The following is a 25,755-nucleotide window of genomic DNA, read 5'->3' as shown; positions in this document are numbered from 1 at the left end:
CTTTCACCGTTGCCGAGGGGTGGTCGACGAATGCGCCCCGAGAACGACGATGCGTAGCGGTGTGCCTGCTGCGTAGCGAGCGTGTCTCTCGCCGGAGTCGCTACGCGAATCGAGTACGCCGAGTTAGCGGTGGCGGTGAGGGTGCCGAGCCCCCGTCCTCACGGAGCGAGGCGAAGCCGAGCGAGTAGGGCGGGGTAGTTCACCGGAACCGAAACGCATTTCCTGTCAGATCAGAAATTAATTGTATGTCGTCCAGACGAGGATTGCTGGCCACCGTCGGCAGCGTGGCCGTCGCTGGAATGGCTGGCTGTGGCGGCTCGGCAACGGGTGGTTCCGACACGGTCGATTGTCACACGAGCGCCTTTGCTCACGGCGACGGGGACGCTCTCGACAACGGCGCTCGCGGGACGGTCGAAGACGGCGACGTGAGGCTCGCGGTTCCACTGTCCGTCGACGACGTCCGAGAAAACGATATCGACAGCCTGGAAGTGTACGACGCGGCAGACGCACTGGCGTACACGATTCCAGTTTCGGCGGAGGACGCCGGACTGATGGCGAACAAAGCAGGCGTGAACGAGGGACAGCTCCTGTACGAGCAATCACTCGGCCACCGACCGTTTCACGGTCGGTATCGGGTCGTCGCGGTGAACACGGCTGGCGAAACTGTCGACTCCGTCACCATCGAGTTCAACTGCTTCCCGGACGTTACCGACTGACCGGTCGACTCGTGGCAGCAGACGTTCCAGTATCGACCCCGGTCACTCGATTACGGCCGAGACAGGAGTACCGAATCCGTGCGTCGACGGTGGCGAACGCTCACTGACTGCTCAGAGCCGACCGCCAGGGGGTGATCGTGGCGATCCTGCGCACCAGAAAATTCCTGTCGTTCGGATTCGAGGAGGCCGAAACGGTGCTCGTCGACGTCGCGACCGAACCCGTACCAGTGTTCGCCGATGACGCCTTCACGCTGGAATCCGAGTTTCTCGAGTACTCGATTCGAGGCGTCGTTATCGCCGACTGTTCGTGCCCAGACCTCGTGCAGACCCAGTTCGTCGAAGGCGTGCGTGAGACAGAGATCCGCCGCTTCCGTCGCGTATGCGTTGCCCTGTTCGTCGGGGGCGATCCAGTACCCCGGCTCCGCCTTGCGACCCTCCAGGTCGATGTCTTTGAGCGACGCACTCCCGATCGGTGTGCCCTTTCGACAAGCGAGAAACAGATGACGGTCGTCGGCTTCCAGTTTAGCCGTGACGTCCTCCGCCGAGACGGGTGTTCGATACCCCTCGTAGCCGCCGTGTCGAACCGCCGGATCGTTGAGAGTGCGAACGATACATTCGTAGTCCGCTGATCGAACTGTTCGAAGTTACAATCGCTCTCCCTCGAGGAAGACGGGCCCTGGCATGGACGATACTTTCGGACCAATTTTGATACATATCGGTATACCAGCGAATCCTCGACCGGACACCGTGACGCTATCGGGGACGACGATCAATGGTAACAGCTAACAGAGAGGGTGGCGAAGTATACTCGGAGTACTTGGAGAGAAGCCACGCAGACGAGATGCTGTCTTGCTGGGCCGAGTGCTTTACCCGGAGGAGACCCATGAAAGTAGCGAAAGAAGACATTCCGACCAGGATCGACAGCCCGGACGCCGTCGCTCAGCACCAACCCGACTTCGGCGACGCGACCGGGTACGGAGACATGGCTGCGGAACATTTCACGGTCGCGAAGGGGACCGACCTCGCTGCGCTTCTCGAGGGACTGGAAAACGACCTCTGCCAGTCGCCCCACTGGGGATACGTGGTACGCGGTGCGCTGACCGTCACCTACGCCGACGGCAACGAAGAAGCCGACGAGGGCGGCGATATGTTCTACTGGCCGCCCGGACACACGGTCCGGGCCGACGAGGACACGGACTTCGTTCTCTTCAGCCCGCAACACGAACACGGCGAAGTCCTCGACCACATTCGGCGCAAAATGGAGGCGAGTTCCTAAGGAACACCGTCTCCCCAGCACACTTTTCCTCCAGTCGGGTCCCGATTCGGGACGGACGAGGCCGAGTCTGTCACGACACTGCTTTCTCACTCGGAGACCGAACGTCCCAGGTTACTCGAGGGAGTCGATGCGCGGGACGTCTGCACCGGCCGTCTCGGCGGTCACCGCGTCGCCGACCTGCACACTGTTGAACACCGGACGGTCGGTCCGATAGGCCAGCGATTCGCCGGTCGCCACGTTCCGTTTCTCGTTTGCCGTCTCGTGGTGGACGTGAAGATTGTAGTAGACGGCCTCGTAGTCGGTTTCAAACTGGCGGGCGAGAGCGCCGTTAACCGTTACGTTCCGCCAGTCGGAGACGGCGTCCCGGTACTCGGCGTCGTCGACGACGAGCGTCCCCTCGTGTGCTAACACGGCGTGACTCTCGTCACCGCCTCGCCCCGTAATCGACTTCGCTTCGACCGTTCCCTCGACCGTCGACGGCGCTGCGAGGACGGCATTCGTGCCGGCTACGACGGCTCCAAGACCACCGGCCGCACCGAGCGACGTGACGAACGTGCGCCGATTCATGTAGAAACGATGGTCGGAGACTCCGATACGTGACCTGGTGACTCAAACAGCCATTTTACCGAAACGGTCCGCAGAACAGGGTACGTCGGTCACCCTTTCGTCTCGCGTCCGACGATCAGGGCGATTGCTCGAGGGAGTCAGTCGAACGGGCAACGGCGAGTGCACGGAATCGCGTCTGCCACCGTCGGCTGCGGACGAACGCGCCGGCCGGATACTCGAGGCGGAAACCGCCGTCGCCCGATCGGTACCCGTAATCGAAAGCGGTCGGCGGTCGTCACTCCTTTCCCGGCGGCCGTCCGACGCCGGGCGTCGGCCGGTCGAGCGCGTCGATGACTCGCTTGCGGTCGTGGACGGCACGGTAGCCCTTGCGCAGCAAGCGGTCGTGCCACGAGCGGTGGACGCGCGCACTCACGCGACCGTCGCGGATCGCGTCGACCACCGCCCCGGGCGTGAGTTCCTCCACTTCGACGACGGTGTACGCTCGCCCCACCTCGAAGGGGTAGTGCGCGTCGCTGCCGCCGACCAGCGGAAGGTCGCGTTCCTCGGCCAGTTCCTCGACGAGCGGCCGCGATCGGGGGTGTTTGCCGTTGACCTCGATTGCGTCGAACGGGACGTCGTCGAGTTCCCGGACAGAACTGTTCCGAAACGGATGCGCGACGATGGCCGCGCAGTTACGGTCGTGAGCGAGTGCCACCGCCTCGCGGGGTGAGAGCGCCCCCGGTTTCGTCGCCGCGGGCGGGTCCGGTCCGACGACGAGGACGTGGCCGCGGTCGGTCGTGATCTCGATTCCGGGTAGCGTTTCGACGTTCGAAGACGGGTCGAACGGCGTGTAGTAATCGTGATTGGTCGTCGCGATCCCGTCGAGGTCGCGCCGGTCGGCCACCGCTGTGAGCAGGCGGACCCCGATCGGGTCGAACCGGTCGCCGAGCGATCTGCGACCGTGGAAGAATCGCGTGTGCGTGTGGAGATCGACGCGATACACGGAAACGCATACGCCGGCCAGACCCTTTTGTCCTCGGCTGGCGTCTCCCGTACCATGCAATCGGAGGGGTCGACCGACGGTCGGGCCGACGACCGCGTGCTCGTCCTCAATCCCGAAAGCGGCAGCGGAGACCACGTCGACGACGTCGTCGAATTCGGGACCGAGCACGGGTTCGAAATCCGAAAAACCGAACAGGCCGGCGACGCGAAGCGATTCGCCGACGAGGCCGCCCCCGACGCGGGCCTCGTCGCCGCGGCCGGCGGCGATGGCACGGTAAACGCCGTGGTCAACGGACTCGCGGCCGCGGACGAACTCGAGACGACGACTCTCGCCGTCGTTCCGACGGGAACGGGAAACAACTTCGCGACGAACATCGGCGTTCAGGGAGTCGACCACGCGTTTACGGTGATCGAGGAGGGGAGACGGCGGTCGATCGACGTCGGACTCGCGAACGATCGGGTCTTCCTCAACTCCTGTGTCGGCGGCATCACCGCCGAAGCGAGCAGCAACACGACCCCGGAGAGCAAGGCGAACCTGGGCGTCCTCGCGTACGTGAAGACCACGCTCGAGACGATGGGCTCGTTCGACTCGCTCCCGCTCCGGGTGGAGACGGAACCCGGACCGAACGGGGAACGGACGCGAGCCTGGGAAGGGAGGGCCATGTTCGTCCTCATCGGGAACTGTCGACGGTTTACGGGCGCGCGAACGGCGCAGGCCGACGTCGAGGACGGCCTGCTCGAGGTGACGATCGTCGAGGACGCCGCGGCGTTGAACCTCCTCGGCGGTGCAGCCATGCAGAAACTGTTCGGACGCGATAGCGACCACATCGTTCGCCGGCGAACGCCGTCGCTCGCGATCGAGAGCCGACGGGACTCCGTCGAGTACAGTCTCGACGGGGAGATGCTCGAAACCGAAATCCTGACCGTCGAGACGAATTCGCGGACGCTCGAGATCGCCGTCGGGGACGGCTATCAACCCGATCCGGACGACGGACTGCTACCGTAGCCGCCGGGCGCCAGATTCCGTTCGAGGTGTCGAAATCGTGCGGGCGTCGTCGCTCGAGGCGATCGTCGGTCACTCCCGCGGGCGGGTTGGGAAGCGAACGGATCGAATCGACGATCGACTCAGTCACGGTGCGTTCCGTCGCCGGGACGATACGTACGAACGCGGAAATCTCCGGGATTTCGATTCGAAACGGTCGAGACGAGACGATACTGGTTTCAAGAGCCACTGTGATTGTCCGGATATGAGTACACCCCAGGAGGACCTGGAACACGAGAACGCGAGACAGGACGTGATCGCCGTCGACGGCGACGACACCGAACTCGAGTTAGTCAATCGGCTCGAAGCCCACACCGACGACGGGGTTCGCCACCGCGCGTTCACCTCACTCGTCTTCGACGGCGAGGGGAACATCTTACTCGCCCAGCGCGCACCCGGCAAGCGTCTCTGGGGAACCTTCTGGGACGGCACCGTCGCGTCCCACCCCGTCGAGGGGCAGAGCCAGGAGGAGGCGACCCGCGAGCGTCTCGAGGAGGAACTGGGGATCACGCCCGATCAGTACGACGATCTGCGGGTGACCGACCGCTTCGAGTACAAGCGCTACTTCGAGAACGAAGGCGTCGAGCACGAGGTCTGTACCGTCCTCAAACTGACGCTGTCGGACCGGAGCCTCGAGCCCGACGAAGAGGAGGTCGCGGGGCTGATGTGGGTCCCCTACGAGCGCCTCGACGCGCACCCGGAATGGTACCGTCAGCTTCGACTCTGCCCGTGGTTCGAGATCGCCATGCGGCGGGACACGAAGTAGCGACCGAGACGGAAGGTGTCGGCCGGCGGGCAGGCCCGCGGATCGGCCAGCAGGCCAACCCGATTCGCGCCGTCGGCCGCGAGTCGGAAGAGACGGCCCGCTCGAGGGGCCGGACGGTTCTCGCCTCGTCGATCGGCACACGAGGAGTCTCATCTCCGGACGGAACACTGTCAAGAAACAGTACACGAGCGAGAGGTTTATGAGGGAGTGACCACACATGCAGAATAGACTGCGATGGTCACTGGTACGTTCAGACGTCTTCTTCGGGGGAGCAGTATCACCTCGTCCGTGTCGGCAGGGGGGTCGACCGCCACAGGGGTGCCGGCGGAGTCGGAGCCGTCGCTCGAGACAGCCGCGCCCGCCGACGAGCCACTCGACGTCTGTCTGCTGAGCTATCGGTCGAACCCGTACTCGGGGGGACAGGGCGTCTACGTGAAGTATCTCAGCCGAGCGTTGACCGAACTCGGCCACTCCGTCGACGTGATATCGGGGAAACCGTACCCGGATCTCGACGACGGCGTCGGACTGATCCGATTGCCCGGCGAGAACGTCGTCGACGAACTCGACCGACTCGGGCAGTTCGAACTCTCGTATCTCCGCGACCCGCTCGCGCTCTACGAGTGGCTGAGCGCCCTGACCGGCGGCTTTCCGGATCCGTACGCGTTCGGCCGTCGCGTCGTCGACTACTTCGAGGAGCACCAGCCCGACTACGACGTCGTCCACGACAACCAATCGCTCTGTCACGGACTCCACACGCTTCGCGAGCGGGGCCACCCGGTCGTCGCGACCGTCCACCATCCGATCACCGTGGACCGAGACGCCGCCCTCGCCGCGGCCGACGACTGGAAAGAGCGGCTGCTGATACGTCGGTGGTACCGGTTTCTCGAGATGCAACGCAACGTCGTACAGGACTTGCCCCACGTGCTGACCGTCTCCGAGTCCGCCAGACGGCACACGGTCGCGGACTTCGGTGCCGACCCGGACGCGATCCGGGTCGTCCACAACGGGATCGATACCGACCTGTTCGAACCCCGGGACAGACCGCGCGACCGGCCGCGCGTTATGACGACCGTCAGCGCCGACGTGCCGCTGAAAGGCGCGCGCTACCTGCTCGAGGCGTTCGCGGACGTCCGCGAGGACGTCGACGCCGAACTCGTCGTCGTGGGCGAGTTCGACGACGGCGGCGACTGCGATCGACTGATATCGGACCTGGGAATCGGAGACGCGATCGAAACGCACAGCGAGATCAGCTACGATCGAATGGTCGACCTCTACGGGACCGCGGACGTCGCGGTCGTCCCCTCGCTGTACGAGGGCTTCGGCCTCCCCGCCGGCGAAGCGCTTTCCTGTGGCGTCCCGGTCGTCGCCACCACCGGTGGGGCGCTCCCCGAGGTGGTCGGCGACGCCGGCGTCCTCGTCGAGCCGGGAGATTCCGCTGCGCTCGCCGACGCCGTCCGCGAGTTACTCGGGGACGGCGAGCGCCGTCGGCGCCTCGGCGAGCGAGGGCGCCACCGCATCGTCGAGGAGTTCGACTGGGAGCGGGCCGCCCGCGAAACCGTCCGAACGTATCACACCGCCATCGAAACACAGGGACAGGGAGCCTGAGATGGAGACGATCGATTTCGACCGCCTCACGCTGACACCGGGAACCCGCGTCCTCGACGTCGGCTGCGGCGAGGGCCGACACGTCCACGCCGCCGCCCTCGAGAACGTCGCCGAAGTGGTCGGGCTGGATCTCGGGCCGGACAATCTGGCGGCCGCCCGGGACGACTACGACGAGTACGTCGCCGGGGCGACCGACGTCCCGGTCACGTTCTGCGCCGGCGACGCGCTCCGGCTGCCGTTCGAAGACGGGGCCTTCGACGTCGTCCTCTGTACCGAGGTCTTGGAGCATCTCCCCGACTACGAGGCCGCGATCGATGAGCTCCGGCGGGTCTGTCGGCCCGACGGCGCGCTCGCGGTGAGCGTGCCAAGAGCCGGCCCCGAGCGCGTCTGCTGGGCGCTCTCGGACGAGTATCATCAGGTCGAGGGCGGCCACGTTCGCATCTTCGACCGTGAGGAGCTACGCGCTGCGATCGAACGGCGCGGATTCCGCCGGGTCGACAGCCACTTCGCCCACGCGCTGCACGCCCCCTACTGGTGGCTGAAATGTCTCTGGTGGGACCGCGACGAGCGCGGCGACCCGCCGCTCCCGCTCCGGGCCTACGACCGCTTTCTCGAGTGGGACGTCCTGGAGTCGCCGCGGCCCGTCAGGCTGCTCGAGCGGGCGCTCGATCCACTGGTCGGCAAGAGCGTCGTCTATTACTTCCGACTGGAGGGACGACCGTGAGCGACGCGACCGGTCGGCAAACGCTGACCGCGTGGGACTTAGAGCCCGCGGCGGACTACATCGAACGGGTCCAGCGGTCGGACGGGCTCATCCTCTGGTATGCCGACGGGCCGGCCGACCCCTGGGATCACGTCGAGAGCGCGATGGGGCTGTCCGTCGCCGGCCGTACCGAGGCCGCCCGCCGCGCGTACCGCTGGGTGGCCGACGCACAGCACGACGACGGGGCGCTGTGGGCCACCTACGGCGACTCGGAGGACGGTGACGGGTCACACGCCGGCGACGAACCGCGGAAGGAGACCCACCGGAGCGCCTACGTGGCCGTCGGAATCTGGCACCACTATCGGTGTACCGGCGACCGGGCGTTTCTCGAGGAACTCTGGCCGACGGTTCAGAGCGCCCTCGCGTTCGCGTGCCGCCAGCAGGCTGCCACGGGCGAGATCTACTGGACCGTCAAGGCCGACGGCGAGGTGTACGAGGACGCGCTCGTCTCCGGTTGTGCCTCGATCTACAAGAGCCTCGCGTGCGGTGCGGCGATCGCAGACGTACTCGGCCATCCCGAGGACCGCGACCGGTGGCTCGAGGCCCGCACCCGACTCGGCGAGGCGATTCGCTCGCGGCCCGACCGGTTCGATCGCACCTGGGAGAGCAAATCGCGGTACGCGATGGACTGGTTCTATCCCGTCCTCTGTGGCGTGTTGACCGGCGATCGAGCGCGCAATCGGCTCGAGGCAGGGATGGACCGGTTTCTCGAAGCGGGACTGGGCTGTCGCTGCGTCGACGACGAGCCCTGGGTGACCGTCGCCGAGTCCTGCGAACTGGTCATCTCGCTGGCCGCAGTCGGTGAGACGGAGCGGGCGCGTGAGATCTACGAGTGGCTCTTTCAGTGGACCGACGACGACGGCGTCTTCTGGACCGGCTATCAGTTCGAGGACGGGGAGTTCTGGCCGGGCGAACGGCCGACGTGGACCGGCGCCGCGGCGGTGCTGGCCGCGGACGCGCTGTCGGGACTATCGCCGGCCGGCGAGCTGTTTCTCGAGCCGGTATTCGACTGACTCGGCTCGTTCGAATCCGCGTCCTCGGCGCATTCGACCGGTCGATCGCGGCCGTCGGAGGAACGGCCCTCGCCATCGTGGAGACGTTCCCCGTCCGCCGTCGTCCGAGCCACCAGCGGGAACTCCGGTCGACGACGCAAACGAATCGCGTCGGCGGCGACGTGACATATTGCGTGACAGAAATATACCGCGTGAACGACGTCCGGTAACTATCTCTTGACCGGCCGGTCGTCTCGGGCGGGAAGCCCGAATAGACGTGAACAGTCGCGCCAGGAACTCGAGTGGGAGAAACGGTAGCGCGAGTGGGAGAAACGGGAGCGCGTGAGAGAAACAGTAAGGGGAGTGGGAGAAACAGTATCCCGGGTCTTTACTGGGGCGGCTGGACTGATCGCAATGCCCTACGAGGCAACGCGCTTCCGGATCCCCGACCTCGTAGGACGCCGTCTATAGAACCATGTCATACCAACAGCCACCGCGACAGCAAGAGGGACAGGCAACTTACCAGCAGGTCGGACGCCAGCAGCCCCAGCAACAGACCGGGCAACAGCAGCCCCAGCAACAGACCGGGCAACAGCAGCCCCAGCAACAGACCGGGCAACAGTACCAACAGCAGCCGCAGTCGTTCGACCAGGCCGTCCCCCAGCAGGTTTCACAGGCCATCTACCAACTCGAGCAGCTCGAATCGGACGCCGAGTGGGCGCACGGCCGGGCGATGGAGGCCGGCGACCGGTTCACCTCCGGGAAGCTTGCTGACCTCTCCCAAGCCATTCACCTCCAGAAGACTCTCCTACTGCGCCAATCCGACATGGCACAGACGTTCGGCCAGTGCACCCAGCAAGCGCTCCAGCAGAGTTCCCAGGAACTCCAGCAGTCCCAAATCCCGGGCGTCCAGCAGGTAATCCAGAAGGCACAACAGCTCTCCCAGACGATTTCGCAGGCGAGCCAGCAAGTCGCCCAGCAGAGCCAATCACAGCAGATGGGTGGCCAGCAGATGGGTGGCCAAACGTCGTCACCACACGTCCGTGGCCAGTCCTTCTGAGAACTGAACAGCGAACCGACGTTCCTTTTTTCAGGTGCTCGAGGGCCCCGTCGCGTACTCGAGACGAGCGGCGGGAATTCGTGTCGGAGTCATCCGTTCTAGGTCGTGACGTGGCGAAACGGGGCGACCGATCGCTATGACGACCGCTAGCCGAAAGGGCGCGTACAGATGGTGCGATTAGCACCTGGCCTGCGTTTGATCACCGGAAGAAACAGCCCTCTCCGATAGAGAGTTCGTTTCTGTCACGTCGTCAGTCAGACACTGACTGTTTCTCCAATCGGGTTTCAACGCGATCTGTCTCAGCGAGTATCACTGCCCAGGTTGTCACAGCGACTAGCGGAAGATGCCACGATGGGAGAGAAATATTGGTGTACATCAAGAGATACGGGTATCCCAGGACGATGACTACAAGTGCGGACGCATCTCCCAATGCGGAACGTGTCGGGAGTGGTTGGCTGACTGTCCCCGTTCGATATGAACGGAAGAACGTAAACGGACCCAGGAAGACAGCAAATGGGCCAAGAATTAGTAGTTTAGTGACGAATGTAATGATTCCGTCGACGTCCCACTCTGCTCCAGGAAGGCCTATTTTGACAAGATACTCCTCCCCGGTAGAGTCTTCGACGATAGCTGTCGTGTGGTCAGCATCACCCTCAGTGACGGGGTTTGGAAACGTCTCATACTCGTTGCACAGAAGTAGTGCAGGATCACAGACTGGAGGGTCCCCGATGCCCTGCCACCCGAAGGTGCTCGGTGTCTGTTCTTTCGCCCCCTCGAAGGCCCTTCGTTGCCCCTCGGAAAAATCATCTACAGTAACGTTTCGAACACTAGTGCGAGGGGCATCGGCAAGCGTTTCCTCGTATGCGACTGTCGATTCGTGTGCTATCGCATAATTTTCTGAGTCCCCACTGTACGGTCTTGCGAGGGCACCCGGATAGAAAATCGCCCCCGTGAGGAGAACCACAATAACCAGCGACAGACCGACACGAGCCTTCTCCATACGCCGCTTATAAAATACTATTCATAAGTGTTTTCGGGGTGCCGTTCGGTTTGCAGATGAAGTGAATGGTTGCTTCCTCGATAGCAGTGAGAAGTGACCTCATCTCCGTTCTCGACGACCTCAGTGATCTCGTAGTATCCCCGTTTGACTCCGGGAACGACACCGTACTCGACCAGTATCGAGAGCCGACGATTCACCTCGCCCCAACTTTCCCAACGCTTTTCGTCGTATATCGGCAACGCGATTGTAATGACACCGCCCGTCGAGGGACAGACGAGAACGTTCGAACGGACGTTTTCAGTCGACGACGTACGGCAGTTTGCGGAACTCTCCGGTGACGACCAGCCCCGGCACACCGAACCGGACGAAGACGGACGTGTGATGGTACAGGGGTTGTTGACCGCGACCCTGCCCACCAAGATGGGAAGCGACAACGAAGTACTGGCCAGCACGCTGGAATTCAACTTCCATCGCCCCGTCTATACCGGCGACTCGATCACCTGCCGATCGACCTACGACACGGTCGTCGAACGTGAGGACTCCTACCGGTTCGAGTCGGAGATCGTCTGTGAGAATTCGGACGGTGAAACCGTTCTGACCGGCTCGAGTCAGGGACTCATCCCGAAAGACGACTGACGACGCGAACCGGTCGACGAGGGGCGTCTCGCGGGGGACGATCTCGATTGCGGACCGAACTGACTTCCGTGGAAAGCAGATGAGTACTGGATGACCGTCGCCGAGTCATGCGACGTCGTCGTCTCGCTGACCGCGGCCGCCGGACCGAACGGGCGCGAGAGCGCTCCGAGTGGCACCGTCGGGTTCTCGTATCGATGGATTCCGGCGGCGATTCGGGACGCATCTGGCCGTTCGGTTACCAGTTGTGTGTACCTTTATGACCGTCGTCGGTGGGGTTCGAATCATGGCCCGTGAAGTCAAACTCAGTCACCTCGAGACCGTACTCTCGGAGTTGGACTACCCTATTAGCCACGACGAAGCCGTCTCGCAGACCGACGACGTCACACTGGTACTCGCGGAGGGAACGGAAAACCTCGGGGACATCATCAGTGGAGCCAGCGACGACAGGTTCGTCTCGGCGGACGATCTGGAAACCGAAGTCATGAACCTCCTCCCGCGGCACTCGGTCGGAGAACCCTACCAGTCCGAGGGCGAAGGGTAACATTTTCGCCCGGCGTAAACGCCAGGGGCTTCCACCGCAGGTAGAATACCAGCAAATGTGCTGGATTGAGGTTTCGAGACGTGTGCGCGTCACCGGTCTCCGGCTTCGCCCCTACTCCCGTACGGGTGAGCTAGACGAACCCTTGTCATCGGAAGTCCGCTTCTCAGATGGGAGTCCACGGCCCAGATTCGAGAGGTGGACCGCGAGGGCGTCGGCGATCGCCTCGGGGCCGACGTCGACCAGGACGAGACCGCGTTCGGTCCCGACGGCCGCGGGCGTGATCGTCAACACGAGGTCGCCGTACTCGACGGCGACGGGCAGGGCGTGGACGTATCGGATTCTTCCATACCGGGTGGTTCGCTCGGACGGCCCAGAGCGTTGGATATCGAGCTTCGGAACTGCATCGGCCTGCGCCTGCAACTGTTAGCACTATTACCGATATCGCCGTTCGTGACAATTGCATGACTGGAAATGGCGTAAGCCGACGACGAATTCTACAGATCGGCGGCGGCCTCGTGGTGGTCAATGGCGTCGGAAACACCGTGGCCGCCTCGGGTGACCACGAAACGAACGACCAGCCGACCGATACCGGCGTCCGGACTCGAAGTGCACACCTCTCACCCGACGCACCCAACATCGACATCTACGTCGACGGAGAGCTGATCCGCGAGGACGTCTCGTACCGGACGGTCTCCGACTACCGCGACCTCGAGCCTGGCACGTACACGATCCAGGTCGTTCCCACCGGTGAAGACCTGGCCGAAGCAGTGCTCGAGAAGACCGTCGAGGTCGACGACGGGGACTACACCGCTGCGGCGATCGGCGAAGTGGCCGCCGAAAACCAGCCCCTCGAGGCGCTAATACTCGAGGACGATAACAGCCCGGTCGGTCCGGGTACCGCTCGCGTTCGCGTCCTCCACGCCTCACCCGACGCTCCCGCGGTGGACGTCGTTGCCGGTGAAAACGGGGACGCGCTGTTCGAGAACGTCGCTTTCGGCGAATCCGGTTACACCGAAGTCCCGGAAGGCGAGTATACGCTCGTCATCTATCCTGCGGGTGACCGAGAGACCAGCGTCTTCGAAATAGACGTTTCCCTCGCCGGAGGGGCCGTCTACTCCGCGTTCGCGATTGGCTACCTCGAGACGGAGGGAGCACCCGCCGATGAGCCGTTCGAGATACTCCTCACGGAGGATTCCCCGCCGGACGAAGAGGACGTCGAGTCGGACGAAGAGGAGCCGAAAGAAGACGAACCCGAGAAAGAGCCCGAAACGGAAAAGAAGTACGAGGACGAGAAAGCCGAGTGATACTGCCGGCTGCCCGTCGTGGAAAATTCTCGCTGCCGTGGGGTAGTGAGTGTTTTCACGCAGGGACAGCCGAACGGCCGCGCAAACGGGAGACGTTTGCGATGTTCGAAGAGTTCACAACTACACGAGCGAGTCGCTATGAGAGCAGACTCATCAGGACGTCACCATCTATGGTCGGTGGTAGGAGTGAAATCGGTAGATTCGCACGTGTCCCTGGCACGATGTTCGTCCAACCCACAATTGAACGGACGGCGGCGAACCGCCGGTCCGACTCACCTGCCGAGGCCTACATTCTCTGAATCGATCGGGCCACGCATTCCGACGAGGCGTGATCGCTTGAGCAAACCGTCTCGCTACGATGATTTGAGATCCTCCGCGTCGAGTTCAGCCTCGAGAGACGCCCGGCCTCGCTCACTGATCCGATAGAGACCCCGCTCCTCGTCGTAATACTCCACGAGTCCACCGTCCTGCAATGCACGAAGTCTGCAGCGCACGTGCGAGATCTTGTAATCGATGTTTTCCTCCACGGTGGACGGATTCGCGATGAGGGGGCGGTTACCCTCGTTGAGAAGAAACTCGAGGATCGCATCGTCGCCCCGCGTCATCCAGTCCACCCGTGGCCGTCGCATTCGACAGCGAACACGCGAAACACCATGTTAGAAGGTTCGGTTCGATGTCATTTGCACCGTATTCGATTCTCTCCAGTACTGCATTGTATTCGGTACACGGCAACGTCCAGGTAGCGCGGTTTGAGATGTGAGCAGGTCGGAGAGTGGGTCTGGAATGATGCTCGTAGACCTGCTCAGCGAGGACTACGCGGCGGAATTTGATGAGTCCTGGGAGCGTGAGCGGACGGCGACGCTCGTCAGGGTGTTCGCCGTCCGCCTCCACGCGACTGGTTGTTCACTCCGAGAGACACAAGCGATTCTTCGCTTTATCGGCGTCGAACGCCCTCATCAAGCAATCTGGCACCGGGTACATCGGTTGGCTGACAGCGTTCCAGACCCGCGACGGATTCGCCGTCGCGGGCCACCATCGATCAGACAGCTGTGAAGATCAATGAAAACTGGACTTGGGCATAGTCTGCAATAGACATCGACTCACGGTTGATTCTCGATGTCGCAGTCTCCGGACGGGGAGGGACTGATCCAGCCGTAACATTCGTTCGTAGATTGACCGAGAAATAGGATCTCTCCGAAGCTGTGTTTCTCGTCGACGACTACGGCTATCTGACTTCCCTCGATCGATTTGAGGTGAGCGGTCAGTTCGACTACGTCGAGAGTAATTTGATCGAAAGTGGTTTCACACCCTCAAAATGCGGGTCGGTCGCTTCCATAACTCGTGGGTCGGCAGTCGGACGAGCATCAGAGAGCAACTTGAATAGTTTGTACATTACTATAACACACAACAACCGCATAAATAACATAATTGATAGACACCTGCAGAGGTGCTAAACTAGACAGTGCCGAGTTCCGTGTAATGTTACGGAACCGCATCGGTCACTCAACGGGCAGACCTCAGCGAAAGTTCTGATCTAAATAGTACTCGTTGGCAATCAATCCTTTCCAGCTGATATATTCACGTACTGTATGAAAAACTGCATGATGTCTTTTTCTGCTTTTCGAAGATGTTGTGATGCGGTAGTCTTCGCGATACCGAGGTCGTCCGCGATTTCTTGTAGCGTGCTTCCGCGTGGAATGTCGAAGTAGCCTGCTTCAAGCGCCTTATTGAGAACCTTACGGCGGCGCGGTGTTACCGTCTCGAACAGTTCAGTCCATTGGGTAACACTTGGCGTTGTTTGTCTCTGAAACTCGGATGAGACGTACTCTATTTTAACGGGTCCGAAACGCTCGAGCAACTCGACCGCCTCTGAAAGATCCTCTCTGATCGTCAACAGTAAGTCAAAACTCTCAGCACCATTATGCAATTCGCCGAAGCCACCGAGTGGAATAAACCCTTCGTGCAAGAGAACCTGAAGAGGCGTGTACTCAAAGTGTTGACTTCGGATGAGTAGCGTCGCCGAGAGACGGTCGACACCACCAACGGAGTACTTTTCGATGATGTCGATAGACACTGTGGATTCATGCTCTCGGATTATCTCTATGACGTCATCATAGTCTGATTCGGCGACTTCGAGCGCGAATAATCCGAAATAGCGACGGTCACGGAAGGTAGAAGCGAGAAACTCACCGGACACATCGTAGTCGACGAGATTGCTGGTCCAATCGCCCTCGTATTGGACGCTCAACTGTGCAGTTAGCATGAGTATCTACATCAATATTCCCAAAGTAGATTAATCATCGGACATCAGGGCCAGTCAATTAGGTGGCACGAGCGTAGCACGTGTCAGGTCGCGACTCTCCGAGGCCTCTAATGCGTCTTCGATAGCTTCAAGCGGATACTCAGCGTCGATGAGTCGTTCGTAGGGATACTCGTCGACGGTCTTTGCGAGGAACTGCAACGCGTCGTAAAGGACCCAAGGGTCGTACTCGACAGCCGTGGTGATGTCTATGGACTTCCGGGTGAGTTTTCCGGGATCGAAGTCGACTTGATGTCCGGGCCTGACGTTCCCCATCTCCAGATAGCGTCCCCCCTTTCGGAGCAGTTCGATTCCCTCGGTAAATGCCTCAGGAACACCGGCGACCTCAATACTAACATCGGCACCGTCGCCGTTTGTGATCTCTTCGACACGTTCCTTTCTAATCTCGACCGAATCGAGTTCGCGGAAGTCGATAGTGTGGTCGGCACCAAATGCCGCTGCTTGCTCGAGTCGCTTGTCCACACCGTCTATGACGATTGTCTCCGCACCGTACTCGTTTGCGACGACTGTCGCGTTGAGGCCGAGGCCACCCGCACCTTGTATGACGACGGTGTCGTTGTAATCTATTCCCACTTCCTCGATACCGAACAACACCTGCGAGAGTGCGCAATTTGCTGCTGCGGCGACATTCAAGTTCTCTTCGAGTTCTTCGGGTATTTTGAAGAATTGGTTGTCCGGGTAGATATAATAGTGTGTCCCCCAAGGTGCGTGAAAGTGTGGCCAGATCTCCGGCGACTTTCCGGTGTGTTCATAGTCGTTGTCACACGCGTAGAATTCACCACGCCGACAGAAGTCACAGGATTGGCAAGTCTGGAAGTACACGGGTGCGACGAGGTCGCCTTCTTCGACGGGATTTCCCGCACTATCGGTATCGACCTTCTCCCCGAGATCGGAGATTCGACAGAGCGCCTCGTGACCAAGCACGCAGTCTTTCAGAGGATGGTCGCCCTTCCAAACGTGCAGTTCTGACCCACACACGTTCGACCGAACAACTTCTGTCACGATGGCGTAGGGCTCGGGGTCCGGAATCTCGTATTCGCGGAATTCGAGATCCCTGGGGCCGTTTAGGTATACGAGATGGCCGGTGTTCGCCTCTTCGTCCCCTACTGCAGATTCGGTCCTCATTCTGCCTCCGCTCGGACGTTTGGAACATCCTCGGGAACTTCGTCAACATATCCTCGATAGTCAAGGTATGCACGGAAGGCAACAATTTCACCGTCGTCGTTGAATTCCATCACATCGCAGAGGGGGACACCGTTCGCCTCACGACCGACAGTCGTCTCGCCGTCGAGGTATCCCTCGCAGACGACCGTGTTCCCGTCCTGATGAAAATCCGTCATATGATGCTCCCCGCCAGTGAAGAAGTCGGAGTTGTCCACGTAGAATTGTCGGATATCATCGAGGCCGCGGACGACGCCGGCGCGTGATGAGTGGACGACTGGGTCGTCCCCGTACAGTTCAAGGACTTCATCGGTTCCAGCATCAGCACTATCCATTAGCTCAAAGTACCGTTTGGCAACTTCGACGCTCATCTACATTACTCAATGCGACAATCTCGCATACCCTTTGAGGCAAACATAGTTCTGCCTTTTTAAGACCTCCTTCTACACCCAGCCAAGACACGGTGAGAACTGTGAAATACTCCTTATTTGCCCGGGCTGATGCTATCGCGCTTACGGATGAAACCGGACATTTCCACGACCCACTCTTATTCGGGTCAATAGCAACACAGCGTGTTACTTCTCACCCAATTTGTTCGGTCGTTGCGGAACGGACCTCGCACCTCAGTTCAGATAATACAAAGGCAGCGACACTGTCCATCGTGTCTGTCAATCAATTCGGGGTGATGTCAGCACAGACGTTCTTCACCTGAGTGTATGAATCGACCGCGTCGAGACCTTTTTCGCGACCGAAGCCGCTCTCTTTGAAGCCGCCGAATGGCGTCTCTTCACCGCCCGCAAACCACTCGTTGATGTAGATCTGACCGGCGCGAACGTCGCGGGCGAAACGGTGGGCGCGGCCCATGTTCTGCGTGTGGATACCTGCCACGAGGCCGTAATCAACATCGTTGGCGATATCCATCACCTCTTCTTCAGTGCTGAACTCAATGACCGAGAGTACCGGACCGAAGATTTCCTCCTGAGCAATTCGCATATCGTTGTCGACGTCGGTGAAAACCGTTGGCTCGATGAAGTAGCCGTCGCGGTCCAGTGCATCTCCGCCGATAAGCGGCTCACCGGCTTCTGACTTCCCAATTTCGAGGTACCTGGTGACCTTCTCGAAGTGACCCTCGGAGACGAGCGGTCCCATATCGGGGTCGACTTCGCCGGAGTCGATGTTCATTTCCTCGATACGGTCGGTAAGCTCGTTGAGAAACAGGTCTTTGATGTCCTCGTGGATGAGGAGACGAGAGCCTGCAGAACAGACTTGGCCGGCGTTGGCGAAGATTCCTGTCATCGTGCTCTCGACGGCCGAATCGATGTCAGCGTCGGGCCAGACGACGTTCGGACTCTTGCCGCCGAGTTCGAGGTGGACGTTGGTAACGTTCTCGATGGCAGACTTCCCGACTTCGATACCAGTCGGAACCGAGCCGGTGAAACTAATACCGTCCACGTCGGGGTGTTCAGACAGCGGAGCGCCTGCTTCTACTCCGAACCCGGTGACGACGTTAAGGACACCGTCTGGGAGGCCAACCTCGGTGGCGAGTCGGCCGATTTCGACGGCAGTGAGCGGTGTCTGTTCGGCTGGTTTGACAACAGCGGTATTGCCGGTCGCCAGTGCCGGCGCGACGCTTCGACCAAAGATGTTAGTCGGAAGATTCCACGGAATGATCTGTGCCGTCACACCGAGCGGTTCGCGTACCGTGTAGTCTAGGTACTCGTCTGTGAGCGGAATCGAGTCGCCGTGAAGCTTGTCGGCGATTCCGGCGTAGTATTCGAAGTAGCGTGCACACGTTTCCACGTCGGCACGGGCGTGCGAGAGCGGTTTCCCGTTGTCTCGGGTCTCCAGCAGCGCGAGGCTCTCCCGTTGGTCCCGGATTTTCTCGGCGAGCTCGTTCAGGAGGCGACCACGTTCCTGTGGCGGCATCGACCGCCAGCCCTCAAGGGCGTCGTTCGCCGCTTCGACAGCGCGATCAACGTCTTCTTTACGAGCGCGTGGAACCGTCGCAAATGCTTTTTCAGTCGCTGGATTTACCGTCTCGAACCTCTCTCCGGTCTCGGAAGAGTCTAGTTCACCGTCGATGAGGAGATCGTATTCACTGAGGTTTGTCTGTGTCGCCATGGAGTACAGTTCCATCTCCGTCTCCTATTGTGGTTTTGCTGAACATATTCGTGCGTTCATATTGCTTTCTGTCTACCCGTTTTCCCCTGTACATGTATAGGTGAAAGCTTAACAAAATGGACCGGACAATCAGAGACGAGAATGGAAATAACGGGCATCAACCAGTATCACCTGCGGTACGATATGGCCGACAGCTTCGAGCCAGCGTGGAAGCCGGGCTTCGAGCAGACGGAACACGAAGTGCTCCTGTTCGAACTCGAAACGGACACCGACATCTCGGGTGTGGCGACAGCTTCGGGATTCGCGGGCCGAATGGACTATCTCGAACTCGCTGAGATGTTCCTCGTCGGCGAAGACCCGCGAGAGATAGAGTCGCTCGTCGAGAAGATGGACCCGCTGAATCTCTGGGGACCGCGCCCGTGGCACTTTGAAGTCGCGCTATGGGATATCGTTGGGAAAGACGCCGACAAGCCAGTCTACGAACTGCTCGGTGGCAGCCCCGATCCGATACCCGCATATGCCTCCACCGGGGAACGGCAGAGTCCCGGAGAGCGACTGGCGTACGTCGATACCGTCGTCGACGACGGGTTTGAGGCCGTCAAACTCCGCTGTCACGGCGATGATCCGTCGCCCGATATCGAGATTATGCGACAAATCCGTGAAAGATACCCCGACCTGACGCTGATGATGGACGCTAACATGGGCTGGAGCGTTCCGATGGTCGAGGTGGAACCGTGGTCGTTCGACGACGCGCTCTCGGTCGCCCGCGATCTGGAGGGGATCGGAAACATCGGCTGGTTGGAAGAACCTCTCGACCGCCGCAATTACGACGGGCTCGCTCGCTTGCGCGAGAAGAGCGATGTTCCCATCGCCGGTGGTGAGTTCAACAACGGGATACACCACTTCCGTGAATTCATCAAGCAGGGTTCACTTGACGTTCTCCAACCCGACGCCGTCTTAGCGACGGGTATCAGCGGCGCAACGAAAGTTGCTGCGATGGCCAACACTCACGGCCTGGAATTCGCACCGCATACGTGGAACGACGGACTCGGTTTCGTCGCTAATCTCCACGTGCTCGCGGCGACGGATGCGAACTGGTGTGAATATCCGCTCGACCCGCCGGGCTGGACGCCCGAGGCGCGGGACTTCCTGCTCGAAGAGCCGGTTACCGCAGAAGACGGCGCGGTCACGCCGCCGGACGGCCCCGGCTTGGGCGTCGAACTTGATTGGGATCTCATCCACGAACTGGACGAATCCTGAGACCCGTTGTTCGCACCCCGTAGGATGTTCGTCGCCTGGTGAGCGTCAGTGTATACCATGAGTCGTTCGACAAAACGGAACTGATGCGGGTCGTTTTCCTCAGTGACAGCAGATAGAGTGGAGGCGCAGGCTACTTTTGGTTCGGCCACCGCTCGATGAAACTCTTCTTGTCGGTGTAGAAATTTATCATATCCTGTCCCTGCGCGTGCAGGTCGCCGAAAAAGGAATCTTTCCGGCCGCCAAAAGAGAAGAACGCCATTGGCGCGGCGGTACCGAGGTTGACACCAAGGTTTCCGGCCTCTACTTCGTGTTTGAAGCGGTCGGCCTTGTGGCCACTGTCGGTAAAGAGGCTCGCCGCGTTGCCGAATTCGCTCTGGTTTACGATGTCGACAGCTTCATCGAAGTCCTCGGCTCTGGTCAACCCCATGATCGGGCCGAAGTGTTCCTCGCGTGCGATAGTCATATCCGGGGTCACCTCGCCGAACAGGGTCGGGCCGATGAACGTCCCGTCGTAGTCTTCGACAGTGACATCGCGACCATCGACGAGTAGTTCTGCACCTTCTTCGACGCCGGAGTCGATGTAGCTGTGGACGGTGTCGAGATGGTCTTCGCTGATGATTGCACCGATATCGACACCATCGGCAAGGCCGTAGCCGACAGTCTGCTCGCGCGTCTTTTCGGCCAGCACCTCGGCGAATTCGTCGTAGACTGGTTCCTCGACGATCATGACGTCGTTTGAGAGACAGCGCTCCCCGGCACAGGCGCACGCAGAGGAGACGGTCTTCTCTGCGGCATAGTCGATGTCTGCGCTCTCAGTGACGATGATGTGGTTTTTCGCGCCCCCCTGTGCCTGGACGCGCTTGCCGTTGGCCGCGGCAGTCTCGTAGATATGACGGGCGACCGGAGTGCTTCCCACGAAGGAAATACCTTCGATGCCGTCGTGCTTGAGTATCGCATTGACTGTGTCAGGGCCTCCGTGGACGAGCTGTACGACGCCGTCGGGGAAGCCAGCCTGATCGACAAACTCGAAGATGCGCTGGGTGACAAGCGGGTCCTGTTCGCTCGGTTTGAGGATGAAACTGTTCCCGGTAGCGACGGCGTGTGGTAAGAACCACAGCGAGATCATCGCGGGGAAATTGAAGGGTGTAATCCCGACAAAAGTACCGAGCGGCTCTCGGATTGCTGTCTCGTCGATGTCCGGTGCCGCGTTCGTGAGACTGCCTGCCTGCATCATACTCGGGATTCCACAGGCGACTTCGATGTTCTGAATGCCCCGGCGAATCTCACCGCGGGCCTCGGCCAGCGTCTTGCCGTGCTCGGTGACGAGTAACTCCGCCAACTTTTCGATGTTCTCGTCCAGCAGTTGCTTCAGTCGAAAGAGCGGCTGGATTCGTTCCTCAACGGCAGTCTGTCTCCACTCCTCAAAAGCCCGATTGCCCGCTTTGACTGCCGCATCGAGATCTTGGCCGTCGCTGAACGGTAAGTAAGCGAGTTCCTCACCGGTCGCCGGATTCTGGACTGGCTGTCCGTTTTCGCTCGAAGGAGTGTGCCACGCTCCATCGACGTAGTTCTGTACCTCGCGGTCGTCGCTCAGTGTCGTAGGTCTCACGTCTACTCTGGATATTTGTACCAGGGCTTATTAATGTTCTGATCATATATGAATTTATACTGAAATACAACTCATTGAATACACTCGTACCAAGGCAGAGTCCTGGGAAGATGGGCGGCCTCGCGGATGGAGGGAGTCAGGACTGGTCGATGCCAGTATCGAGAGGGTCGTTCATCTCGTCCTCACTGAGGTGGCAACTGATGCAGTGACCACCAGCAGCGTCTTCGAGTTCTGGATCGGTGGCCTCACAGACATCGCCGATTTTCTGTGGACAACGTGTGTGGAAAGAACAACCACTCGGCGGATTTCGCGCGTTTGGCACGTCTCCCTCCAGTCGGATGCGGTCCTTTTTGTCGTGGGGGTCAAGCGTCGGAATGCTCGACAGGAGCGCTCGAGTGTAGGGGTGATGCGGCGGTTCGAAGATCTGCTCTGTGGAACCTGTCTCGATGATTTCACCCAGGTACATCACGGCGACCCGGTCGCAGAGCGTCTCGATGACACTCAGATCATGGCTGATTAGCAGGTACGAGGTTCCGTATTCTTCACAGAGGTCTTCGAGTAGATTGAGAATGCTCGCCTGAACGCTCACGTCCAGTGAAGAGACGGGTTCGTCGAGAACGATAAGCGACGGTTCGGCCGCGAACGCGCGTGCGATCGCGATGCGCTGTTGTTGCCCGCCGGAGAGTTCGTGTGGTTTTTTATCGATAATATCGTTGCCAAGATTAACCTGTGCCAGCAATTCGGTGACCCGCGTTCGTCGTTCCTCTGCGGACTTGTCAGTGAACAACTTCAGCGGCCGTTCGAGAATTTTCCGCATCGTCCGGTTTGGATTCAGACTCGCCTCCGGATCCTGGAAGATGATCTGGCACTCCGATCGGAACTCATTGAGTTCCTGTTTCGACATCGCGTTGATATCGGTCCCGTTGTACGCGATTCGGCCGTTCGTAACCTCGTGGAGTTTCAGCAATGTTCGCCCAAGCGTACTCTTCCCGCAGCCACTCTCACCGACGAGGCCCACGGCTTCGGATTCGTGAATATCCAACGAGACACCGTCAACAGCTTTGACGGGATTGTGGTCACCGATGAGGTTCTTGATGTAGCCACCTTCGTCGTAGTACTTGCTCAGGTTGTCGATGGTGAGTATCGGCTTCCCGGCGGAGCGCTGGGATGCGGTCTTTTCCGACACTTCTATCGGGTTGTCGATCACGTCCTGCCAGTGGAGGCAACGCGACCCGTGGTCGCGTTCGCTGTCGACGGTAACCATACTGATCTCACCCGAGCGACACTCTTCAGTGGCGAACTCACACCGGTCAGCGAAGATACAGCCGTCCGGGGTCTGGTCAAGTTCCGGTATCCGTCCTGGGATCGGTTTGACTTCTTTGTTCGCGTCAATCTCCGGCGTCGTCGCCAGTAATGCCTGTGTGTATGGATTTGAGGGGGCAGTGAACACATCGTCTACCGGCCCTTTCTCGAGCATTTCACCGGCATAGAGGATGTTAACCCGATCGGCAATTTCGGAGATGACTCCGAGGTTATGCGTGATGAGTAGGATCCCCGCGTCGTACTCCAATTTGAGGTCTTCGACGAGGTCAAGGAACTTTGCCTGCGTCGTCACGTCAAGTCCCGTCGTCGGTTCGTCGAGGATGAGGAGATCCGGGTTGCAAGAGAGGCCAATCGCCAACAGTGCGCGCTGTTGTTGTCCGCCAGAGAGTTCGTGGGGATAGCGGTCGGCGATCGACTCAGGATCGGGGAGGTTGACCTGGTCCAACACCTGATGAACGCGCTCGACAGCCTCTTTTTTTCCTCGTGTCCCCTGATGAAGTTTTATTGTTTCGCGAACCTGCGCACCGATGGTCATACTGGGGTTCAGTGACCGGCCTGGATTCTGTGCGACATGAGCGATTCGATTACCTCGAATCGAGCGCAGATCTCCCTTCGAGGCAGAGAGTAAATCTTCTCCCTCGAAGGTAATTGAACCGTCGTCAACCCACCCGTTAGAATCGAGATACCGCACGATTGCGAGTGCGAGCGTGCTTTTCCCGCTCCCACTCTCACCGGCCAACCCGACAGTCTCGCCCTTTTGTATGTCCAGCGAGACATCGCGGAGCGCGTGGATCGTCCCATTTGCAACCTCGAATTTGACGTCAAGGGAGTCGACACTCAACAGTGTTTCCTGTTCGCTTCGACGAATCTGTTTTTGCGTACTCATGAATGATCACCCGTCTCGTGCGGGTCGAGAACGTCCCGCAGGCCGTCGCCAATGAGGTTCGTCGCCATTACCGTTAACAGTAACGCGAGGCTGGGCCAGATGAGGAACCACGGCGTTTGATAGATGTGCTCTCGCGCCGTCGAAATCATGAATCCCCAGTCGGGATTCGGTGGTCCCGTTCCGAGACCAAGAAACGACAGTGACGTACCGATCATTATCGCGTAGCCGACGCGAACCGATCCCTCAACGACGATGGGACCGGTGACGTTTGGCAAAATCTCGCGGAAGAGGATATAGGGACGCGACTCACCGCGAGCCTTCGCAGCCATCACGTACTCCTCTTCGCTGACCGCCAGCGTTGCAGAGCGCGTTACTCGTGCGATTCGCGGCGCGTAGACGACACCGATTGCCATTACGACGTTGATTATGTTCGAAGAAAGAACGACGAGGATGAGCAGACCGAGGAGGAGCGTCGGCACACTCATGATGATGTCCATAATGCGCATCAGAACCTCGTCGACTCGACCTTTGGCGTAGCCGGCGGTCAGACCGATCGGTACACCGAGAGCGAGTGCCAGTGCCGTGGCACCGAAGCCGAGTAAGAGGCTGGTTCGGCCACCGAGGATGATCCGCGAAAGCAAATCACGTCCGAGGTGGTCGGTTCCGAGGATGAATTTCCCGCCCGGCCCGGCGTATCGATCAGCGACGTGTGTAGCCGTCGGGTCGTAGGGCGCAATTGTGTCGCCGAAGATGGCAACCAGTACGATTGGGGTTAGTATTGATAGCCCGATGAGAATTCTATGATTGCGTAGGATTTTCCAGACTATCGGCGGAACTTCGAACCGACTCAATTTTTTCTGTGATGAATTATCTGTCGCCATCTATTGTTCACCCAGGCTGATTCGCGGGTCGAGCATGGTGTATATGATATCCGCTACAAAATTAGCAAGAATAAATGCGATGGTTGGCACCAGAATCCCTGCCTGTATGACCGGCAGGTTCCGGTTATCGATAGCCTGAACGATGAGTTCACCCATGCCCGGGAACGCGAATATCTGTTCGATGATGACGACACTCCCCATCATCCACCCGAAGTTGAGGGCGAGAACGGTCACGGTCGGCAACAGCCCGTTTCGTAGACCGTGTTTGAACAGCACGTTACGCTCCGCGATGCCTTTGAGTCGCGCCGTTCTGATGTAGTCTGACTCCAGCGTATCGACCATCGACGACCGCGTCTGACGTAGTACGTACGCGAGGATGATAGTATTCATCGCTAATGCTGGCAATAGGAGGTGATACAACCAAGGGATCACCCCCTCACTGATGGGGACATATCCGCCCTTGGGAAAGAGCGCCAACGGTGGAGTAGTCAGGAACAACAACAGCAGGGTAGCGCTAACGAAAGAGGGGATACTCAGTCCGACGTACGACCCGCCCGTTGTCAGATAATCAAACATGGTGTCGCGCTTTGCTGCAGCCAGTATTCCGAGTGGAATCGCTGTGACGACGGAAATGAGGGTGGCGACGAATGCGAGCTGGAGCGTGCGGAGTAGCCGCGGCCAGACCATCTCCATCACCGGTTGTCCCGAGATCAGGCTCTCTCCGAAATCACCAGTAAAGACGCCGATAACGAAATCGACGTACTGGACCATCAACGGTCGATCCAGACCGAGATCTTCGTTCACCTGTTGTATCGCCTCCTCTGTCGCCTCTGTCCCGAGCACGATATTTGCGGCGCTGCCGGGGAGGAGGGTCGTCACCCCGAACACAACTGACGTCACGATGAACACCGAGACAAGTGCAATCACCGTTCGTTTCACCAGATA

Annotated in this window: 26 protein-coding genes and 1 pseudogene; 13 read left to right on the top strand and 14 right to left on the bottom strand. The window is 59.9% G+C overall.

Going from position 1 to position 25,755, the window contains the following annotated elements; genetic code table 11:
• Positions 1-245: 245 nt before the first annotated feature.
• Positions 246-716, top strand: coding sequence for a hypothetical protein (locus NJT13_RS14285; RefSeq protein ID WP_254522313.1), 471 nt, complete (start codon positions 246-248; stop codon positions 714-716).
• A 50-nt stretch (positions 717-766) separates the two neighbouring features.
• Here the strand turns inward: NJT13_RS14285 and NJT13_RS23530 are convergent, their stop codons facing one another.
• Positions 767-1,327 carry a GNAT family N-acetyltransferase gene (locus tag NJT13_RS23530; protein ID WP_425499814.1) on the bottom strand — a complete coding sequence of 187 codons (561 nt, stop codon included), beginning with the start codon at positions 1,325-1,327 and terminating at the stop codon, positions 767-769.
• Between the two features lie 272 nt (positions 1,328-1,599).
• On the opposite strand from NJT13_RS23530, the gene NJT13_RS14275 reads away from it, so the two are divergent.
• Positions 1,600-1,992 (top strand): cupin domain-containing protein, encoded by a 393-nt coding sequence (locus NJT13_RS14275; protein ID WP_254522311.1) that lies wholly within the window; start codon positions 1,600-1,602, stop codon positions 1,990-1,992.
• Between the two features lie 111 nt (positions 1,993-2,103).
• On the opposite strand, the gene NJT13_RS14270 is transcribed toward NJT13_RS14275, so the two are convergent.
• Both NJT13_RS14270 and NJT13_RS14265 read right to left on the bottom strand, forming a co-directional pair.
• Positions 2,104-2,559: a hypothetical protein gene (locus NJT13_RS14270; protein ID WP_254522310.1), complete on the bottom strand. Its 456-nt coding sequence runs from the start codon at positions 2,557-2,559 to the stop codon at positions 2,104-2,106.
• Positions 2,560-2,833: 274 nt separating this feature from the next.
• The gene (locus NJT13_RS14265; RefSeq protein WP_254522309.1) at positions 2,834-3,541 is read right to left on the bottom strand and encodes a PHP domain-containing protein; all 708 of its coding nucleotides are present in this window, start codon (positions 3,539-3,541) and stop codon (positions 2,834-2,836) included.
• A gap of 54 nt (positions 3,542-3,595) precedes the next feature.
• Here NJT13_RS14265 and NJT13_RS14260 point away from each other — a divergent pair, with 54 nt between their 5' ends.
• From NJT13_RS14260 to NJT13_RS14235, 6 genes are all read left to right on the top strand, one after another.
• Positions 3,596-4,546, top strand: a complete 951-nt coding sequence (locus NJT13_RS14260) for a diacylglycerol/lipid kinase family protein (protein ID WP_254522308.1) — start codon at positions 3,596-3,598, stop codon at positions 4,544-4,546.
• Between the two features lie 241 nt (positions 4,547-4,787).
• The gene (locus tag NJT13_RS14255; RefSeq protein WP_254522307.1) at positions 4,788-5,348 is read left to right on the top strand and encodes an NUDIX hydrolase; all 561 of its coding nucleotides are present in this window, start codon (positions 4,788-4,790) and stop codon (positions 5,346-5,348) included.
• A gap of 234 nt (positions 5,349-5,582) precedes the next feature.
• The gene (locus tag NJT13_RS14250; RefSeq protein WP_254522306.1) at positions 5,583-6,953 is read left to right on the top strand and encodes a glycosyltransferase family 4 protein; all 1,371 of its coding nucleotides are present in this window, start codon (positions 5,583-5,585) and stop codon (positions 6,951-6,953) included.
• A 1-nt stretch (position 6,954) separates the two neighbouring features.
• Positions 6,955-7,677, top strand: a complete 723-nt coding sequence (locus NJT13_RS14245) for a class I SAM-dependent methyltransferase (RefSeq protein ID WP_254522305.1) — start codon at positions 6,955-6,957, stop codon at positions 7,675-7,677.
• Complete coding sequence (locus NJT13_RS14240) at positions 7,674-8,729, top strand: glycoside hydrolase family 15 protein (RefSeq protein WP_254522304.1); 1,056 nt, start codon at positions 7,674-7,676, stop codon at positions 8,727-8,729. The genes NJT13_RS14245 and NJT13_RS14240 overlap by 4 nt, the downstream gene beginning before the upstream one ends.
• Before the next feature lie 454 nt (positions 8,730-9,183).
• Positions 9,184-9,768: a hypothetical protein gene (locus NJT13_RS14235; protein WP_254522303.1), complete on the top strand. Its 585-nt coding sequence runs from the start codon at positions 9,184-9,186 to the stop codon at positions 9,766-9,768.
• A 250-nt stretch (positions 9,769-10,018) separates the two neighbouring features.
• Here the strand turns inward: NJT13_RS14235 and NJT13_RS14230 are convergent, their stop codons facing one another.
• Complete coding sequence (locus NJT13_RS14230) at positions 10,019-10,768, bottom strand: hypothetical protein (RefSeq protein WP_254522302.1); 750 nt, start codon at positions 10,766-10,768, stop codon at positions 10,019-10,021.
• Positions 10,769-11,017: 249 nt separating this feature from the next.
• Between NJT13_RS14230 and NJT13_RS14225 the strand changes: the two genes are divergently transcribed.
• Both NJT13_RS14225 and NJT13_RS14220 read left to right on the top strand, forming a co-directional pair.
• Positions 11,018-11,404 (top strand): FAS1-like dehydratase domain-containing protein, encoded by a 387-nt coding sequence (locus NJT13_RS14225; protein ID WP_254522301.1) that lies wholly within the window; start codon positions 11,018-11,020, stop codon positions 11,402-11,404.
• Between the two features lie 283 nt (positions 11,405-11,687).
• A complete protein-coding gene (locus tag NJT13_RS14220) occupies positions 11,688-11,945 on the top strand; it encodes a DUF5789 family protein (protein ID WP_254522300.1) in 258 nt (85 codons plus the stop codon).
• Between the two features lie 111 nt (positions 11,946-12,056).
• Here NJT13_RS14220 and NJT13_RS23300 read toward each other — a convergent pair whose 3' ends face one another.
• Complete coding sequence (locus NJT13_RS23300; RefSeq protein WP_340681170.1) at positions 12,057-12,365, bottom strand: hypothetical protein; 309 nt, start codon at positions 12,363-12,365, stop codon at positions 12,057-12,059.
• A 41-nt stretch (positions 12,366-12,406) separates the two neighbouring features.
• On the opposite strand from NJT13_RS23300, the gene NJT13_RS14210 reads away from it, so the two are divergent.
• Entirely contained in the window at positions 12,407-13,249 is an 843-nt protein-coding gene (locus NJT13_RS14210) for a DUF4397 domain-containing protein (protein ID WP_254522299.1), read from the top strand.
• Between the two features lie 353 nt (positions 13,250-13,602).
• On the opposite strand, the gene NJT13_RS14205 is transcribed toward NJT13_RS14210, so the two are convergent.
• On the bottom strand, positions 13,603-13,878 hold the full coding sequence (locus tag NJT13_RS14205) for an ArsR family transcriptional regulator (protein ID WP_425499761.1): 276 nt from the start codon (positions 13,876-13,878) through the stop codon (positions 13,603-13,605).
• 154 nt (positions 13,879-14,032) lie between these two features.
• On the opposite strand from NJT13_RS14205, the pseudogene NJT13_RS14200 reads away from it, so the two are divergent.
• Positions 14,033-14,633 (top strand): annotated as a pseudogene (locus NJT13_RS14200) (IS6 family transposase).
• 171 nt (positions 14,634-14,804) lie between these two features.
• Here the strand turns inward: NJT13_RS14200 and NJT13_RS14195 are convergent.
• The 4 genes from NJT13_RS14195 to NJT13_RS14180 all read right to left on the bottom strand — a co-directional run bounded on the left by NJT13_RS14195 (position 14,805) and on the right by NJT13_RS14180 (position 18,866).
• A complete protein-coding gene (locus tag NJT13_RS14195; protein WP_254522298.1) occupies positions 14,805-15,497 on the bottom strand; it encodes a helix-turn-helix domain-containing protein in 693 nt (230 codons plus the stop codon).
• Between the two features lie 69 nt (positions 15,498-15,566).
• Entirely contained in the window at positions 15,567-16,694 is a 1,128-nt protein-coding gene (locus tag NJT13_RS14190) for a zinc-binding dehydrogenase (RefSeq protein ID WP_254522297.1), read from the bottom strand.
• Positions 16,691-17,101, bottom strand: a complete 411-nt coding sequence (locus NJT13_RS14185; RefSeq protein WP_254522296.1) for a nuclear transport factor 2 family protein — start codon at positions 17,099-17,101, stop codon at positions 16,691-16,693. Before NJT13_RS14185 ends, NJT13_RS14190 begins: the two co-directional genes overlap by 4 nt.
• Positions 17,102-17,402: 301 nt before the next feature.
• Entirely contained in the window at positions 17,403-18,866 is a 1,464-nt protein-coding gene (locus NJT13_RS14180) for an aldehyde dehydrogenase family protein (RefSeq protein WP_254522295.1), read from the bottom strand.
• Positions 18,867-18,992: 126 nt separating this feature from the next.
• Between NJT13_RS14180 and NJT13_RS14175 the strand changes: the two genes are divergently transcribed.
• On the top strand, positions 18,993-20,111 hold the full coding sequence (locus tag NJT13_RS14175; protein ID WP_254522294.1) for a mandelate racemase/muconate lactonizing enzyme family protein: 1,119 nt from the start codon (positions 18,993-18,995) through the stop codon (positions 20,109-20,111).
• Positions 20,112-20,241: 130 nt separating this feature from the next.
• Here NJT13_RS14175 and NJT13_RS14170 read toward each other — a convergent pair whose 3' ends face one another.
• The 4 genes from NJT13_RS14170 to NJT13_RS14155 form a co-directional block, all read right to left on the bottom strand.
• The gene (locus tag NJT13_RS14170) at positions 20,242-21,720 is read right to left on the bottom strand and encodes a CoA-acylating methylmalonate-semialdehyde dehydrogenase (protein ID WP_254522293.1); all 1,479 of its coding nucleotides are present in this window, start codon (positions 21,718-21,720) and stop codon (positions 20,242-20,244) included.
• 136 nt (positions 21,721-21,856) lie between these two features.
• Positions 21,857-23,929: a dipeptide ABC transporter ATP-binding protein gene (locus NJT13_RS14165; protein WP_254522292.1), complete on the bottom strand. Its 2,073-nt coding sequence runs from the start codon at positions 23,927-23,929 to the stop codon at positions 21,857-21,859.
• Positions 23,926-24,810, bottom strand: coding sequence for an ABC transporter permease (locus NJT13_RS14160; protein WP_254522291.1), 885 nt, complete (start codon positions 24,808-24,810; stop codon positions 23,926-23,928). Before NJT13_RS14160 ends, NJT13_RS14165 begins: the two co-directional genes overlap by 4 nt.
• Entirely contained in the window at positions 24,811-25,749 is a 939-nt protein-coding gene (locus NJT13_RS14155; RefSeq protein ID WP_254522290.1) for an ABC transporter permease, read from the bottom strand.
• Positions 25,750-25,755 lie beyond the last annotated feature (6 nt).

Source organism: Natrinema caseinilyticum, assembly GCF_024227435.1.
GTDB classification, from domain to species: Archaea; Halobacteriota; Halobacteria; order Halobacteriales; family Natrialbaceae; genus Natrinema; species Natrinema caseinilyticum.
Note: the sequence above shows the minus strand (reverse complement) of the source record. Positions and strands in the feature narration are given on the sequence as shown.